The organism is Pseudomonas sp. TH39(2020), assembly GCF_016650715.1.
GTDB classification, from domain to species: Bacteria; Pseudomonadota; Gammaproteobacteria; order Pseudomonadales; family Pseudomonadaceae; genus Aquipseudomonas; species Aquipseudomonas mandelii_C.
On record NZ_JAEKFF010000003.1, the window covers coordinates 562,703 to 578,834 of the forward strand.

A 16,132-nucleotide genomic window follows, 5' to 3' on the forward strand; every position below is an offset into this window, starting at 1 on the left:
AAGAGGATGCCTCAAACATACCACCCAGAGATAAATGGATTTACCATGACCAATAGAAACACAACCAATACCTTTCAACGACACTTATCACGACCTTCATCTTATATCCCGCCACAAGATCACAACAGTCAAAAAGACAATATCGAACGCCTGGAGCTTCTCAGCAAATTAAAGCGTCGCGCGCAAGACTACAGTGATTCCAAGGAAGTCAGTCTGGAGGGTGCTTCCATCTCCCTGGAGTCTGGTTCATCGCTAGAAGAAGCTCTCCAGCCCGCAAGAGTCATGTTGCGAAACATGGTCGAAAAATCCTCTTTCAAAAATCTTTTGATGAAACTCCAGCTGTCTGAACATTCACTGATTGAAGTCACCGCTAATGGTCAGGTTCAGGCACACTACGCAGGCAGAACCCTGAGTTTCGAGAGTGCATTCAAACTGGCTCCGGATCTGAACGATGACTTTGTTGTATTGGTTGAAATGGCGCAATTGACCGGTGGCGTCGTCACCCTTGATGATCAAGTCAGCATGACACAATGGTTGAGATTCCATCGTTACCTCCTCCCTCGGACGCTCATCGATGCCCAGAACCTGATTGCATTCCTGGAACAGCAACATCCCGTCAGTCCGCCATTCGGTAACTATTGGGAAATGATACAGGTCGGGGAAAACAATTCGCTCACTATGTCATCAGCACAGTGCAGCCGACTTCGAGCACTTATCAAGGAACACACCAAAGGCAAGTCATTACTGGAGCATCTGTCAGACACTATTCTGGGTGGACGATCCACTCCCTTCAAACGAGCGGGTGCGGAGTATTATCTGAAAACACTTGTTTCCAGCTCCATTGCTCTAATCTGGGCAAAAAGTTTTGTACGGGACCTGGATTGGTATGGTGCGCAAGATCATCAGTCCTTATCGGATGAGTCTCTCCAGCAAATACTTTTGACCGCGCTACTGTTGGACCTCCATCCGATGGTCGGGGAGCAAGAGCCGCGCAATCAAGTGGCCGGTTTCGATCTCTATGCAGCCCAACACATAGAGAAGTCTTTCGCCAGTGTTCAAACGGAATTCGAAAGACACCTGATCGATAACCACGGGATCACTGAACATAACGCGGCACTGGCCTCGCATTTATTGCTGGCCGGCACCGCGCCGGAGTTCCTGGTCGAGGACTTGCCGCCTACTCTGCTATTAGGCACCCCGCAATGGGTTGATTACTGCCGGACCATCGCGGTGCAGGAAATCATTTCACCGGGATCGTCGCGCTCAATGACCCATGCGCAAATACAACACCTGATGAAGTCCGACCCAGTCACCGAGTCGCAACAGGCACTCAATGCCTTGGCTGCTGTAGATCCAGTGATCGACTGGGCGTTGCTCAACGGTATCGTCACCCATGATGAAGTGAACCGGTCGGTCAAGGATTCGCTTGAAGTGGCAGTGGCCGCTTACGCCCGCCATGCGAAAACCTTTGCTGAAACGGCTGAAACGTTGTCTCGCCCCTTGCCGACCCGCAAGAGCGTCGCCCTGGACATCCTCCAGCAAGTCGCCAAGGGATGCACCTATCTTGAAGATGACGTCCTTCACCAAAAGCGCAATCGAACGCTGGAAGACGCCTATGCCAAACCGTTCCTCATATCCCCTGTAGACCTGCTCATGTCCAACGACCTGCAGACAGGTGATTGGGACTTGAAGCATGGAGAGAGTATTTATAAAGCGTTTCCAAAGATGCTCCCCAATCTGATTTCTCCGGATGGAGAGTTTTACCGCCAATTCAATCGAAACTATGTGCCGCATACACAGGCCATGAGCACGCATTTGAAACTGGCCCTTACATCCTTGCCACTTCCTGATCGGGCTCGGCTGCTGCACGGACAGGTGACGATATTCTCTATAAGGCCTTCAGTCGCCACTCTTCATCCAATCACCCGCCCCCCCATGAATCCAATATCGTCAACCCTTGATGTCATACTGAAAGTGCCGAATCGGGTTCCCATGGAGAGTCAGAAAGACAAAGAGCAGGCCACCGGTCGTTACGGTGTGGTGATGTGTACCTTATTCGAAGGACGACTGAGTTGTTATGAGCTGTTCACCTTGCACGGAGTCTGCCGTGAAAACACGAAACTGACTGAGCTGATCGAAAGGGAGAACCTGTTACATACAAGCCCCCGCACCATTAAAGAAAACCACTTCCACCCGGCACCGGTGCATCAACTGCCCACGGACATCGAGTGCTACACCCATGGAGTTACACCTGGCCTCGTCAATACCAGTCGTGGCGTTATTGAAAAAATCGGTGAGCTATCAGCGACACCCCTGCCTTCGAACATTGAAAGCAAAGGCTATTACCAAAGTTTCTATTCAAGTGAATTCGACCCGCTCGTGAACTTCGTGCTCAAGCACCGGCCAATCGCAATCTACGATGAGTTGGTAAAAGAATGTTGGGGACAAACCCGGCTGGAAGCATTGCGCGCAGAACGCGAACAAGGGTTGAACACGTTTCTCAATATTATCGTACCGTTCAAATCATGCATTGAAGACATCAGTTCAGACGATCCGGATCGACAGTTCCAAGGAGTAGCTGCCTGCACCCTGGAAGCGGCGATGACACTTCTGTTGGTGGTCGGGGTCATCGCTAAGGTAGCCAGTCTTGCCGTCAGGAGCATGACCCTTGCAACGAAAGCCAGCGCCATGGCCAAGACTGGCCTGGGCCTGGTGAGCAGCTTGCTAAATCCGCTGGATGGCGTCACGGATTTGCTTATAGGTGGCGCAAAACTGTTGCGCAAAGGTTTTAACGGGAGTGTTGCGGCCTTGGAAAACGCCATTTCCGATCTTCGCCAGTTGACGGGTCAGCCTCCATTCAAGCAATTGGCCAAAGCCGTCGATCCAGACATCATTCGTCTGGGAACCTGGCGCCCCGCGCAAACTTCCCTGGATACCTTCCAGGTATGGGGTATACGCCACAATGACGAATGGTACGCTCTGAACCGATTTGGCGAACCTTGGGGTGCCAAACTGAAGGGTTTTGATTTCAAACTTAAACTGCCCACCCCACGCTGGCATAAAGTCATGCCTAATAGCTACGCTCGTACAGTGATCAAAGAAGGTTTACCACTCGCCAGCAGAAAAGTAGACGATGCCATCAACGTATTGAATGACCCAACGCTGGTTCAGGAATCGAATGCGGCTCTTGACCTTCTGCTTGCGAATGACTCTTCTGCTGCCCGAAGTACTTACCGCGACTACCTGATTGCAGTCAAAGAGGATCTTTCAACTATCAAACCCGGCAACTTCATCTTCGACAGCGGTAAAGAAAGCGACGCAGTAGCCGAGCTGCATTGGGGGCTCTACAACGATTGGAAGACCGGCAACAAGGCGCAAAATGCCAATAACGAATTCTTCCGGGTCCACAGCAACAACTTCAACGAGGCTTATCGCAGGGATCATTTCAACCCGGGCGTCACTGCCGATACTTTCGTTCATGAAATTTTCCACGGCACGCCGAAAACCAAAGATTTCGCCTACGCTGAAGACAGCGGAATATTTCAGCGTGGTTCTCAGCAATTGGACGTAAGTCCACTCCTGAATCTCGCCAACGGCAAGACATCCATGGGCCTGCCGAGTTTTCCAAATACTAACTACAACCGCGGCACGGCGTTTAAAAATGCCGACTCGTTTGCATTGACGACATCGCTGCTAAGCCAATTAAAGACCAACAAGCAAGCGTATCAGCAGAATATAGCGACCATGAAAGCGGCACTCAAAAATGCCAACCATGGATACATCAGTGGGCAGACACTGGTAAAAATCAACATTCTCTGAGTTCCAGACATACCGAGTTACTGAAACCAGGCGCATGCGACCACTACTGTACTGTGGTTTAATTGCGCCCTTTTTTGCCCCCTCGCTTGCTGCAAAGGATCACTGTTCATGACCCAGCCCCACGCAACCAAAGTCCTGGTCATTGGTTATGTCTGGCCCGAGCCCCGCTCTTCAGCGGCCGGTGGGCACATGATGCAAATTCTCGAGACCTTCTTGCAGCAAGGCTGGGACATTACGTTCAGTAGCCCGGCCGGCACCGGCGAACACCGGGCAGACCTGACGGTCTTGGGCATTCGCGAAGTCCCGATCGAATTGAACAACAGCAGTTTCGACACGTTCATCAGCGAACTGGACCCGGATATCGTTCTGTTCGATCGGTTCATGATGGAAGAACAGTTCGGCTGGCGCGTCGAGAAACACTGCCCCGATGCCTTGCGCGTGCTTGAGACCTCCGACCTGCAAAGCCTGCGAGATGCCCGCCATCAACGCCTCAAGGAGCGTTTGAAGGCTAGTGACGACGCCAATGACTTCAATGAACTGTTCGCGCCGGCGTTACGTGAAGAGTTTGAGCTCATGGCCGAGACCGATCTGGCCAAACGGGAAATCGCAGCGATTTATCGTTGCGACTTGAATCTGATGATTTCCGAAATAGAGATCGAGTTGCTGGTCGAGCAATTCAAGATGCCGCGCCACTTGCTGCACTGGTGCCCGCTGATGGTCGATCTACCGAGCGTGCCACCGGTTTCTTTTGAAGACCGCGCGCACTTTCTCAGCATCGGCAACTTCCGTCATGCGCCCAACTGGGATGCGGTGCTCTGGATGAAAACCACGATCTGGCCGCTGATCCGCCAACAACTGCCAAAGGCTCAATTGCACATTTACGGTGCTTACACGCCGCCCAAGGCGACTGCGCTGCACAACGCCAGCCAGGGTTTTCATGTGATGAACTGGGCGGAAGACGCGTTAGAAGTCATGTCTGGTGCACGGATTTGCCTGGCACCTTTACGCTTCGGTGCCGGCATCAAAGGCAAGATTGTCGACGCCATGTTGTGTGGCACGCCCACGATCACAACACCAATCGGCGCAGAAGCGATGCATGGCGAACATCTCTGGCCGGGGGCTGTGACCCGAACAGCACAGGCGTTCGCCGATTGCGCGGTTCAGCTGTACAAGGACGAGGCTCTGTGGACGAACGCCCAATCCCAAGGGAAGACATTGCTGGCCGATCGTTATCGGCAGTCCGAACATGGCCCGGCATTGATCGAAAAGCTGGTGTACTGCCAACAACACCTGACGCAACTTAGAAGTGATAATTTTACGGGTAGCATGTTGCGTCATCACCATCACAAAAGTACGCAATACATGGCGCAATGGATTGAGGCAAAGAATCGAAATCCGTCATAGCTCTTACTCCAACAACAAACATTTTGCATTACCACTATTATTGACCAAGCTTAATACCCCTCCTATAAATACCCGACCGAACTTTAACTTGTTTAGTTAAGTTCGGCACAACGACCTACTATAATAAATCAATGCAAGGACGCATCAAATGGACAACTTTGTTCAGAACAACCACACACTTAACAACTGGATGGCCGCTACTCCGGCAATTGATACATTGTCGCTCAGCGAATTGACGCTGCCAGGCACCCATAACGCGGGCAGCGACTGGAAAGCATCCTGGCCGCTGATTCCAGGCGCCCACTGGCTCGCCTGTCAGCACCAATCGTTTTATGCCCAGCTGAAGCACGGCTCTCGAGCACTCGATATCCGTTTAATGTATGACGCTGGCGCGCCGGGACTCGGGAAATTCTGCATTCATCACAACAGTTACCGCAATGGTCGTACCTTGGGGCACCTTGTAACCGACGTGGAAGACTTTCTTCAGGAGAACCCCAACGAATTCATCATCCTGGACTTTCATGACCTGAAGGGGGATCAGTTTGATTTCGCTTACTTCAACAGAATGATGATGCACTTTCTCGGCCATCGCATAATCCCTACCCAAAACCGGTCTCTGAGTCTTCGTCAACTCAAACAAATTAGCTCTGAACAAAGAATTTTGGTCGCGGCCCCATGGCACAGTGCGCTTGATCGAAATGTATTTCACGAGCAGATCGGGCACAAATGGTCTGGCAGCGGTATTACCAGTACCGCGAACTTGGAAAAGCACATTATTAATGTGCTGAAATACCCGCCGGGCACATGGACGCCGTGGTCGCTTTCCGCCACCAGTTACAGCGCTCTCGGTGGCCCCGTGGATATTCATGACAAGCTTAATTCCTGGTTCGATCCGAAGAAAAGCGACTGGGCGTCAAAGTGCAACATCATCAACGTCGATTTTATTGAAGAGTCCAACATTGTCTCTTATTGCCGAACTGTAAACCTGACGAAAGCGAGCAAGCGAAATTAACAATTTTCGCGCCCGTTTACGGAGACAGGCTGCACGAGCAGGCCTAAGCGAAAGTCGTGGCAGGCTGGCACAGCAGGCGCCAAAAGAGGCATGATCGAATAGCGATAACAAGAAAAGCACCCTGACATGACCCGAACAGCCCGCGTGACAGACCCCTCCTACGAACTGATGGACGACCATAACGGGTTGTCCATCATCTATCGCCAGCACGGATTTCCCTGCCCTTTGGTGCGTTGGCATTTTCACAAGGAATACGAACTGCACCTGATCGTCGCCAGCTCCGGCAAAGTGTTCATCGGCGACTACATCGGTAACTTCTATCCGGAATCGCTGTTCCTCACCGGCCCCAACCTGCCCCACAACTGGATCAGCCAGGTGGCCGAAGACGAAGTGGTGCCCAAGCGCGACATGCTGGTCAACTTCACGGATGAGTTATTCGACAGCGGCCACTTGGTGTTTGCCGAGCTCAAAACGCTGGCACCGCTGTTGGAGCGCGCCCAGTACGGCATCGAGTTTCGCTGCAAGCGCACCATCCGCCAGGCCATGACCTTGATGCAGCGCATCGCCGACACCAAAGGTGTGACACGCCTCGGGCACTTTTTCATTCTGCTGGAGTTGCTGGCCGCCTCTGACGACTTTCAGTTGCTGTCTGGGGCCACGACGCCGCAATTGGCCGACGAGCACAATATCGATCGCACTAACCGGGCGGTGGATTACATCTTCGCGCATTACGCTCGGGAACTGCCGCTGGAAGAAGTCGCCGAGCACTTGGGCATGAAGCCGACCTATTTCAGCCGAGTGTTCAAGCAAGCCACCGGCCGGTGCTTCATCGAGTTCGTCAATCGGCTGCGCATCAGCAAATCCTGTGAGCTGTTGGCCGACGGTGACAAACCGGTAACCGATGTGTGTTTCGAATCGGGTTTCAACAATATTTCCAATTTCAATCGGCGCTTTCAGCAACTCAAGGGCATGACGCCGTCGCATTACCGTCGGTTGGCCGTGCAACGGTTAACTGAGCAAAATCCCGGTTAAACGCCTGAAAACCTGTACAGAATCTATAGGGTCTAACCGCTAAAAAGCCGTTCCCTGCACCTCTCCCTCCAAACACCAGTGCAAAATAGTATCGATCTAAGTGCGATGGATGATTTGTCACGTCATCAATAGAAGGCTGTAATCAGTGCACATTCTTCCTGCCGTCGGAAGACACAAAAACAATAACTGTCCTTCTGTAACCCGCCGGGTGCAGAAAAGGAGTGCACGATGCAACCTTCTGTAAAAGCTCTGCTTGCCCTCACCTGCATGACCCTCAGCTGCGTCAGCCTCGGCGCCCAGACCCTGACCATCGCCACCGTCAACAACAGCGACATGATCCGCATGCAAAAACTCTCGAAAACCTTCGAGGCCGAGCATCCGGACATCAAGCTCAATTGGGTGGTGCTGGAAGAAAATGTGCTGCGCCAACGCCTGACCACCGACATCGCTACTCAGGGCGGGCAGTTCGATGTGTTGACCATCGGCATGTACGAAGCCGCACTCTGGGGCGCCAAAGGTTGGCTGGAGCCGATGAAGGACTTGCCGGCCAGTTACGCCCTCGACGACGTGTTCCCATCGGTGCGTGAAGGCTTGTCGGTCAAGGGTTCGCTGTATGCCCTGCCGTTCTATGCCGAAAGCTCCATCACCTATTACCGCACCGATCTGTTCAAGGAAGCCGGGCTGACCATGCCCGAGCGCCCGACCTGGACCCAGATCAGCGAATTCGCCAGCAAACTCACGAATAAGGATAAAGAACAGTACGGCATCTGCCTGCGCGGCAAGGCCGGCTGGGGCGAGAACATGGCGCTGATCACCACCGTCGCCAACGCCTACGGTGCGCGCTGGTTCGATGAGCAGTGGAAGCCGGAATTCACCGGCCCCGAGTGGAAAAACGCGCTCAACTTCTACGTTGATACCATGAAGAAATCCGGCCCGCCTGGCGCGTCGAGTAACGGTTTCAACGAAAACCTCGCGCTGTTCAACAGCGGCAAATGCGCGATCTGGGTCGATGCCAGTGTTGCCGGCTCGTTCGTCACCGACAAGACCCAAAGCAAGGTCAGCGACCACGTCGGCTTCACCTACGCACCGCACGAGACCACCGACAAGGGCTCGGCCTGGTTGTATTCCTGGGCGCTGGCGATTCCGACCAGTTCCAAGGCCAAGGACGCCGCGAAAACCTTCAGCGCCTGGGCTACTTCCAAGGAATACGGTGCTTTGGTTGCAGAGAAAGACGGCATTGCCAACGTGCCGCCAGGTACCCGCGCCTCGACGTACAGCGATGAGTACATGAAAGCTGCGCCGTTCGCCAAGGTGACCCTCGAGTCGCTGAAAGCCGCGGACCCGAGCAAGCCGACCCTCAAACCCGTGCCCTATATCGGCATCCAGCTGGTGACCATTCCTGAGTTCCAGGCCGTGGGTACCCAGGTCGGCAAGCTGTTCTCGGCAGCACTGATCGGCCAGACCACGGTCGACCAGGCCCTGACCGCTGCTCAGTCAACCACCGAACGTGAAATGAAGCGCGCCGGTTACCCCAAGTAACCCCGCAACCTGCTCCCGCCTTCTGTGGGAGCGAGCCTGCTCGCGATGACGACCTCCCATTCGACATTGCGGGTGACTGATACACCGCCATCGCGAGCAGGCTCGCTCCCACATTAGATCTTCATTGGTCTGCATGAATCGGTTCTATCGCCATGAATATTTCAACTGCCAAAGCTCACATGGACATTCCCCAACCGGTGCGTAAAAGCCGGTTGGCCAACCCCGGCTGGTTTCTGGTCAGCCCCTCGGTGGCGTTGTTGCTGCTGTGGATGATCGTACCGCTGGGCATGACCGTGTACTTCTCGCTGATCCGCTACAACCTGCTCTACCCCGGCGAGAACGCGTTCGTGGGGCTGGAGAACTTCAGCTACTTCCTCAGCGACTCGGGTTTCCTGCCCGGCGCCACCAACACCTTGTTGCTGGTTGGCAGCGTGCTGCTGATCAGCGTGGTGTTCGGCGTGTTGATCAGTGCGCTGCTGGAGGCCAGTGAGTTTCTCGGTCGCGGTATCGTGCGGGTGATGCTGATCTCGCCGTTTTTCATCATGCCTACCGTCGGTGCGCTGATCTGGAAGAACCTGATTTTCCACCCGGTGTCGGGGATTCTCGCCTACGTCTGGAAGCTGTTCGGCGCGCAGCCGGTGGACTGGCTGGCGCACTACCCGCTGCTGTCGATCATCATCATTGTGTCCTGGCAATGGCTGCCGTTCGCCATCCTGATCCTGATGACCGCCATGCAGTCCCTCGACCAGGAACAGAAAGAAGCCGCGCGCCTCGACGGTGCCGGGCCGATCGCGATTTTCTGGCACCTGACCTTGCCGCACCTGGCACGGCCGATTGCCGTCGTGGTGATGATCGAAACCATCTTCCTGCTTTCGGTGTTCGCCGAAATCTTCACCACCACCAACGGCGGCCCCGGCTACGCCTCGACCAACCTTGCCTACCTGATCTACAACCAGGCGCTGGTGCAGTTCGACGTCGGCATGGCGTCCGCCGGTGGTTTGATCGCGGTGGTGATCGCCAACATCGCGGCCATCGTGCTGGTGCGCATGATCGGCAAAAACCTGACAGACAAAGCCTGAGGCCTGCGCCATGACCCTTCAACAATCCCGCCGTCTGCAAAGCCTGCTGCTCGGCACCCTGGCCTGGGCCATCGCAATCCTGATCTTCTTCCCGATCTTCTGGATGGTGATGACCAGTTTCAAAACCGAAATCGACGCCTTCGCCACGCCGCCACAGTTCCTCTTCACGCCGACGCTGGAGAACTACCTGCACATCAACGAGCGCAGCGATTACTTCAGTTTCGCCTGGAACTCGGTGGTGATTTCGTTCAGCGCCACGGCCCTGTGCCTGCTCATCGCGGTGCCGGCGGCCTACTCGATGGCGTTCTACGAAACCAAGCGCACCAAAGGCACGCTGCTGTGGATGCTCTCGACCAAGATGCTGCCGCCGGTGGGCGTACTGATGCCGATCTACCTGCTGGCCAAGAGTTTCGGCCTGCTGGACACGCGCATCGCGCTGATCGTGATCTACACGCTGATCAACCTGCCGATCGTGGTCTGGATGATTTACACCTACTTCAAAGACATCCCCAAGGACATCCTCGAAGCCGCGCGCCTCGACGGTGCCACGCTGTGGCAGGAAATGGTCCGGGTGCTGCTGCCGATCGCCAAGGGCGGCCTGGCGTCCACGGTGCTGTTGTCGCTGATCCTGTGCTGGAACGAGGCGTTCTGGTCTTTGAACCTGACTTCGTCGAAAGCCGCGCCGTTGACCGCGTTGATCGCCTCCTACTCCAGTCCCGAAGGTCTGTTCTGGGCCAAGTTATCGGCGGTGTCGACGCTGGCCTGCGCGCCCATCCTGATCTTCGGCTGGATCAGCCAGAAACAGTTGGTCCGCGGCCTGTCGTTCGGCGCCGTGAAATGAAGATCGCCGACTCAACGCGATCCACTGTGGGAGCGAGCCTGCTCGCGATGGCGGAGTGTCATTCAACAGTGATGTTGACTGACACGGCCTCATCGCGAGCAGGCTCACTCCCACAAAAAAGCCCGCACGGCTCAACTGAATAACAACAAGTGGAGGCCCATCATCATGGCCAACCTGAAAATCAAGAATCTGCAAAAAGGCTTCGAAGGCTTTTCCATCATCAAAGGCATCGACCTGGAAGTGAACGACCGCGAGTTCGTGGTGTTCGTCGGCCCGTCGGGCTGCGGCAAATCCACCTTGCTGCGACTGATCGCCGGCCTGGAAGAAGTCAGCGGCGGCACCATCGAACTCGATGGCCGCGACATCACCGAAGTCAGCCCGGCCAAGCGTGACCTGGCGATGGTGTTCCAGACGTACGCCCTGTACCCACACATGAGCGTGCGCAAAAACATGTCGTTTGCCCTCGATCTGGCTGGCGTACCGAAAGCCGAAGTCGAGAAGAAAGTCGGCGAAGCGGCGCGCATCCTCGAACTTGGGCCGATGCTCGAACGTAAACCAAAACAGTTGTCCGGCGGCCAGCGTCAGCGCGTGGCCATCGGCCGCGCCATCGTACGCAATCCGAAGATCTTCCTGTTCGACGAGCCACTGTCCAACCTCGACGCCGCCCTGCGGGTGCAGATGCGCCTGGAACTGTTGCGACTGCACAAAGAACTCAAAGCCACGATGATCTACGTAACCCACGACCAGGTCGAAGCCATGACCATGGCCGACAAAGTCGTGGTACTCAATGGTGGCAAAGTCGAACAAGTCGGCTCGCCACTGGACCTGTATCACCAGCCGGCCAACCTGTTTGTTGCCGGGTTCCTTGGCACGCCGAAAATGGGTTTCCTCAAGGGCAAAGTCACCCGCGTCGAGAGCCAGAGCTGCGAAGTGCTGCTGGACGCCGGCACCCGCATCACGTTGCCGCTGAGCGGCGCCAACCTGAGCGTCGGTGGTGCGGTGACCCTGGGCATTCGCCCGGAGCATCTGAATCTCGCGCAAACCGGCGACTGCACCTTGCAGGTCACGGCGGACGTTAGCGAACGCCTGGGCAGCGACACCTTCTGCCACGTGGTGACCTCGTCCGGCGAAGCGCTGACCATGCGCGTTCGCGGCGACCTGGCCAGCCGCTATGGCGAATCGCTGAGCCTGCACCTGGACGCCGAGCACTGCCATTTATTCGATGCCGACGGCGTGGCGCTGACCCGCCCGTTGCGCGCTGCGGCCTGATTTTAGAGAGCACGTGATGAAACTCAATAAACAGAACCTCAACCGCCTCGCCCCCGAGGTGGTCCTGCCCGCCTACACCCTGAGCGACACCCGCCAAGGCATCGCGCACATCGGCGTCGGCGGTTTCCACCGGGCACATCAGGCGTATTACACCGATGCGTTGATGAATACCGGCGAAGACCTGGACTGGGCGATTTGCGGCGTCGGCCTGCGCGCCGAGGATCGTCGCGCCCGGGACGATCTCAAAGAGCAGGATTACCTCTTCACCCTGTTCGAGCTGGGCGATACCGACGACACCGAAGTTCGGGTCATCGGCGCGATTCGCGACATGCTGCTGGCCGAAGACGGCGCACAAGCGCTGATCGACAAACTCGCCAGCCCCGAAATCCGTATCGTTTCGCTGACCATTACCGAAGGCGGCTACTGCATCGACGACAGTACCGGCGAGTTCATGGCCCAACTGCCGCAAATCCAGCACGACCTGGCACACCCGAGCGCACCGAAAACCGTGTTCGGTTTTCTCTGCGCCGCGCTGGCCAAACGCCGTGCAGCCGGCACGCCCGCGTTCACCTTGATGTCCTGCGATAACCTGCCGCACAACGGCGCGGTCACTCGCAAAGCGTTACTGGCTTTCGCCGCCCTGCGCGATGCCGATCTGCGGGACTGGATCGCCAGTCATGTCAGTTTTCCGAACGCGATGGTCGACCGCATCACGCCGATGACCAGCACCGAACACAAGCTGCAACTGCACGATAAACACGCTATCGACGACGCCTGGCCGGTGGTCTGCGAACCCTTTGTGCAATGGGTGCTGGAAGACAAGTTCGTCAATGGTCGGCCGGCCTGGGAAAAGGTCGGCGTGCAGTTCACCGACGACGTCACGCCTTATGAAGAGATGAAGATCAAACTGCTCAACGGCAGTCACCTGGCACTCACTTATCTGGGTTTTTTGAAAGGTTACCGCTTCGTTCACGAAACCATGAACGACCCGCTGTTCGTGCGCTACATGCGTGCCTACATGGACCTGGACGTCACGCCGCAACTGTCACCCGTGCCGGGGATTGACCTGACCGAGTACAAAAACACGCTGGAAGCGCGCTTCTCCAACCAGGCGATTGCCGATCAGCTGGAGCGCGTGTGTTCGGACGGTTCGTCGAAGTTTCCGAAGTTCACGGTGCCGACGATCAATCGATTGATTGCTGATGGGCAGGAGACCAAACGGGCGGCATTAGTAGTAGCGGCTTGGGCGTTGTATTTGAAGGGCGTGGACGAGAATGGCGATACCTACAGCATTCCTGATCCGCGGGCGGCGTTCTGTCAGGCGTTGGTGGCGGATGATGCGTTGATCACGCAGCGGTTGCTGGCGGTTGAGGAGATTTTTGGTACGGCGATCCCGCATTCGCCCGAATTTGTGGCGGCGTTTGAGTGGTGCTGTAACAGCTTGCGTGACGTCGGCGTGTCGCGGACGTTGGAGCGGGTGTTGGCTTAAGCACGGCGGTGAGTCTGCCTCCGTCTTCGCGAGCAGGCTCGCTCCCACATGGGATCGGTGCTGGAGACAAAAAATCCGTGGCCTCCTGTGGGAGCGAGCCTGCTCGCGAATGGCCTCACCGAGATCGACCTGACACACCAAGGATCTTCCATGGCAAATCAACAATTATTCCTCGGCATCGACTGCGGCACCCAAGGCACCAAAGCCATCATCCTCGACGCCGTCAGCGGTCAGGTGCTGGGCCAGGGTGCCGCCGCGCACAGCCTGATCAGTGGCGCCAATGGCCGCCGCGAGCAAGACACCTCGCAATGGCTGGAAGCCTTCGCGCTTGCCACCCACCGTGCATTGCAGGCGGCGAAGGTCGACGGCCAGGACATCCTCGGCATCGGCGTTTCCGGCCAGCAACACGGGCTGGTGCTGCTCGACGATCAGGGCCAGGTGCTGCGTCCGGCCAAGCTCTGGTGTGACACCGAATCCACCCCGGAAAACGACCGACTGCTTGCCCATCTGGGTGGCGAAAAAGGCTCCCTGGAACGCCTCGGCGTTGTGATCGCGCCGGGCTACACCGTCTCCAAACTGCTCTGGACCAAAGAACAACATCCGCAGATTTTCGCTCGCATCGCACGCATCCTGCTGCCCCATGACTACCTCAACTATTGGCTCACCGGCCGCAGTTGCAGTGAGTACGGCGACGCCTCGGGCACCGGGTATTTCAACGTGCGCACCCGCCAATGGGACTTGCAGCTACTGCGTGACATCGATCCCACCGGGCGACTGCAAGCCGCGCTGCCGGAGCTGATCGACGCTCATCAAGCCGTCGGCACGATCCTGCCGAGCATCGCCGAACACCTGGGAATCAACCCGCAGGCGCTGGTCTCCAGCGGCGGTGGCGACAACATGATGGGCGCCATCGGCACCGGCAATATCAAGCCCGGTGCAATCACCATGAGCCTCGGTTCTTCGGGGACGGTGTACGCCTATGCGGACCAGCCGAAAGTCAGTCCGGACGCTTGCGTCGCAACGTTCTGCTCCTCCAGCGGTGGCTGGCTGCCGCTGATCTGCACCATGAACCTGACCAACGCGACCGGGGTAATTCGCGAGCTGTTCGAGCTGGATATCGAGCAGTTCAACGACCTCGTCGCACAAGCACCGATCGGTGCCGAAGGCGTGTGCATGCTGCCGTTCCTCAACGGCGAGCGCGTCCCCGCCCTGCCCCATGCCACCGGCAGCCTGCTGGGCTTGACCATGACCAACCTGACCCAGGCCAACCTGTGCCGCGCGGTGGTCGAAGGCGCGACCTTCGGTTTGCGTTATGGACTGGACCTGCTGCGCCAGAATGGCTTACAAAGCCGCAGCATTTGCCTGATCGGCGGCGGCTCAAAAAGCCCGGTGTGGCAGCAGATCGTCGCCGACATCATGAACACCCCAGTCATCTGCACCGAACAAAGCGAAGCCGCAGCCCTTGGCGCCGCGATTCAGGCGGCGTGGTGTAAGTCCTGGGAAAACGGGCATGAAGACAGCCTGGTGGACATTTGCGAGCGCTGCGTGAAGCTCGACCCAACCAGCGAAACCTTGCCGATCGCAGACAATGTGGCGGCCTGTCAGCAAGTCTACGAACGCTATCAAAAGCATGTCGCAACCCTTTAAAGAGTGAATAACTATGTACCTGGTGTGTGGCGAAGCGCTGTTCGATTTCTTCAGTGAAGAGGACGCCAGCGGCCTGGCTTCAAAAGTGAGTTTCAAGGCGATTGCCGGCGGCTCGCCGTTCAACGTGGCGGTGGGTTTGCGCCGTTTAGGCGTGGACGCGGCGCTGTTTGCCGGGTTGTCGACCGACTATCTCGGTCGACGCTTGCAGCAGGTCCTGCAGGATGAAGGCGTGCGCGCGGATTACCTGGTGGATTTCGCTGCGCCTACGACCCTGGCGATGGTGGCCGTCGGTGCCAATGGGTCGCCGCATTACAGCTTCCGGGGTGAAGGCTGCGCGGATCGTCAGCTGAAAACCGAGCATCTGCCGGAACTGGGCCCTGAGGTACGCGGCCTGCACGTCGGTTCGTTTTCGCTGGTGGTGCAACCGATTGCCGACACGCTCTTGGCATTGGTGCAACGGGAAAGCGGTAAACGCTTGATCAGCCTTGATCCCAACGTGCGGCTCAATCCTGAGCCGAATATCGACCTGTGGCGTTCGCGTGTTGCCACCTTGGTTGAACTGGCCGACCTGATCAAAGTCAGCGATGAGGATTTGAGCCTGTTGTACCCCGAGCAGGATCCGCAACGGGTCATTGATGGCTGGCTGCAGCATCGCTGTCAGTTGGTGTTTCTGACCCGTGGGGGCGAGGGGGCGACGGTGTTCAGCCGTAAGCATGGCTCCTGGTCGGTACCGGCGAGTTCAGTGAAAATCGCCGACACCGTGGGCGCTGGCGATACGTTCCAGGCAGCGCTGATTACCTGGCTGACGGAGCAGCAGCTGGATTCGGTTGAGGGCGTGCAGCAGCTCAGTCGTGAGCAGATTGATGCGATGCTCAAGTTCGCGGTGCAGGCAGCGGCGCTGACCTGCAGCAAGACCGGGCCGGATTTGCCGTATCGGCAGCAACTCACCTAACTGATTGTTCCGGTCACAACACCGAAGGGCTGTTACGGGCTACAGACGA

11 protein-coding genes are annotated in these 16,132 nt (G+C 56.7%); all 11 read left to right on the plus strand.

Features of this window, described 5'->3' with window-relative positions:
* Positions 1–45: 45 nt before the first annotated feature.
* Complete coding sequence (locus JFU47_RS04850) at positions 46–3,819, plus strand: hypothetical protein (protein ID WP_201181452.1); 3,774 nt, start codon at positions 46–48, stop codon at positions 3,817–3,819.
* 108 nt (positions 3,820–3,927) lie between these two features.
* Positions 3,928–5,223: a glycosyltransferase gene (locus JFU47_RS04855; RefSeq protein WP_201181454.1), complete on the plus strand. Its 1,296-nt coding sequence runs from the start codon at positions 3,928–3,930 to the stop codon at positions 5,221–5,223.
* A 148-nt stretch (positions 5,224–5,371) separates the two neighbouring features.
* Positions 5,372–6,235, plus strand: a complete 864-nt coding sequence (locus JFU47_RS04860; protein WP_201181456.1) for a phospholipase — start codon at positions 5,372–5,374, stop codon at positions 6,233–6,235.
* Positions 6,236–6,361: 126 nt separating this feature from the next.
* Positions 6,362–7,267, plus strand: a complete 906-nt coding sequence (locus JFU47_RS04865) for an AraC family transcriptional regulator (protein ID WP_201181458.1) — start codon at positions 6,362–6,364, stop codon at positions 7,265–7,267.
* A gap of 228 nt (positions 7,268–7,495) precedes the next feature.
* Positions 7,496–8,806, plus strand: coding sequence for an ABC transporter substrate-binding protein (locus tag JFU47_RS04870; RefSeq protein ID WP_201181467.1), 1,311 nt, complete (start codon positions 7,496–7,498; stop codon positions 8,804–8,806).
* Between the two features lie 152 nt (positions 8,807–8,958).
* The gene (locus JFU47_RS04875) at positions 8,959–9,885 is read left to right on the plus strand and encodes a carbohydrate ABC transporter permease (protein WP_024164558.1); all 927 of its coding nucleotides are present in this window, start codon (positions 8,959–8,961) and stop codon (positions 9,883–9,885) included.
* A 10-nt stretch (positions 9,886–9,895) separates the two neighbouring features.
* Positions 9,896–10,726: a carbohydrate ABC transporter permease gene (locus tag JFU47_RS04880; protein ID WP_111450004.1), complete on the plus strand. Its 831-nt coding sequence runs from the start codon at positions 9,896–9,898 to the stop codon at positions 10,724–10,726.
* 165 nt (positions 10,727–10,891) lie between these two features.
* Positions 10,892–11,995 carry an ABC transporter ATP-binding protein gene (locus JFU47_RS04885; RefSeq protein WP_140678725.1) on the plus strand — a complete coding sequence of 368 codons (1,104 nt, stop codon included), beginning with the start codon at positions 10,892–10,894 and terminating at the stop codon, positions 11,993–11,995.
* Positions 11,996–12,011: 16 nt separating this feature from the next.
* Positions 12,012–13,484, plus strand: coding sequence for a mannitol dehydrogenase family protein (locus tag JFU47_RS04890; protein WP_201181469.1), 1,473 nt, complete (start codon positions 12,012–12,014; stop codon positions 13,482–13,484).
* Positions 13,485–13,634: 150 nt separating this feature from the next.
* Positions 13,635–15,131 carry a xylulokinase gene (gene xylB, locus JFU47_RS04895; protein WP_201181470.1) on the plus strand — a complete coding sequence of 499 codons (1,497 nt, stop codon included), beginning with the start codon at positions 13,635–13,637 and terminating at the stop codon, positions 15,129–15,131.
* 13 nt (positions 15,132–15,144) lie between these two features.
* Positions 15,145–16,083 (plus strand): carbohydrate kinase family protein, encoded by a 939-nt coding sequence (locus JFU47_RS04900; protein WP_201181472.1) that lies wholly within the window; start codon positions 15,145–15,147, stop codon positions 16,081–16,083.
* Positions 16,084–16,132 lie beyond the last annotated feature (49 nt).

Coding starts and splice junctions, on each gene's coding strand:
- JFU47_RS04850 (WP_201181452.1), top strand. CDS start 46: ATGACCAATAGAAACACAACCAATACCTTTCAACGACACTTATCACGA.
- JFU47_RS04855 (WP_201181454.1), top strand. CDS start 3,928: ATGACCCAGCCCCACGCAACCAAAGTCCTGGTCATTGGTTATGTCTGG.
- JFU47_RS04860 (WP_201181456.1), top strand. CDS start 5,372: ATGGACAACTTTGTTCAGAACAACCACACACTTAACAACTGGATGGCC.
- JFU47_RS04865 (WP_201181458.1), top strand. CDS start 6,362: ATGACCCGAACAGCCCGCGTGACAGACCCCTCCTACGAACTGATGGAC.
- JFU47_RS04870 (WP_201181467.1), top strand. CDS start 7,496: ATGCAACCTTCTGTAAAAGCTCTGCTTGCCCTCACCTGCATGACCCTC.
- JFU47_RS04875 (WP_024164558.1), top strand. CDS start 8,959: ATGAATATTTCAACTGCCAAAGCTCACATGGACATTCCCCAACCGGTG.
- JFU47_RS04880 (WP_111450004.1), top strand. CDS start 9,896: ATGACCCTTCAACAATCCCGCCGTCTGCAAAGCCTGCTGCTCGGCACC.
- JFU47_RS04885 (WP_140678725.1), top strand. CDS start 10,892: ATGGCCAACCTGAAAATCAAGAATCTGCAAAAAGGCTTCGAAGGCTTT.
- JFU47_RS04890 (WP_201181469.1), top strand. CDS start 12,012: ATGAAACTCAATAAACAGAACCTCAACCGCCTCGCCCCCGAGGTGGTC.
- xylB (WP_201181470.1), top strand. CDS start 13,635: ATGGCAAATCAACAATTATTCCTCGGCATCGACTGCGGCACCCAAGGC.
- JFU47_RS04900 (WP_201181472.1), top strand. CDS start 15,145: ATGTACCTGGTGTGTGGCGAAGCGCTGTTCGATTTCTTCAGTGAAGAG.